Raw genomic sequence first — 563 nt, forward strand, 5'->3', positions numbered from 1 at the left:
CGGTTGTAGACGATGCCGCCGGCCTCACCTTCGCCGATCACAGCCGTCTTCATACGATCGTAAAGCACTTCGCGAGGAGCGCCGCCCAGCGCCTCGAAAGCCCCAGGATGGCAGCGCAAGACAGTCGGCAGATCCTGGTGGACGACGAAGCGTGCCCAGATAAGGCGACTGAAGCCAAGCACCATGGAGAATAGCCAGACGATTCTCGGCGTGGTCGGCTCATCGGTAAAGACGACATTGAACTGGGCGAAGTCGACCTGCGCCTGCTCGCCGGGCGGGGTCTCGAAGCGAACCTCGTATCCACGCTCCGCCGCGGCAGGACGGACGTCGCGCAGGAAGTCGGTGACGGCCGTGTAGCCGCCGCCATAGCCGAGGTCCTTCAGTTCCCGGAAAAGCCGGCTGCCGGTGAGCCCGGGATATCGCGTGACGCGTTCGCGAAGATAGGCCGTGAAGGGATCGATCACCGCCTGACGCGGCTTGCGCGGTCCGTAGGCCGGAGCCTCGAGCCCGCGCGCTATGTATTTGCGCACCGTCTTGCGGTCGATCCCGCTCTCCCTGGCGAT

Annotated in this window: 1 protein-coding gene; it reads right to left on the reverse strand. The window is 64.8% G+C overall.

What is annotated here, in order from left to right:
• A partial coding sequence (gene istA / locus NKH93_RS34260; RefSeq protein ID WP_352976430.1) for an IS21 family transposase occupies positions 1-563 on the reverse strand: 563 nt, incomplete at both ends.

The organism is Mesorhizobium sp. M0954 (genome assembly GCF_040319155.1).
Lineage (GTDB): Bacteria > Pseudomonadota > Alphaproteobacteria > Rhizobiales > Rhizobiaceae > Mesorhizobium.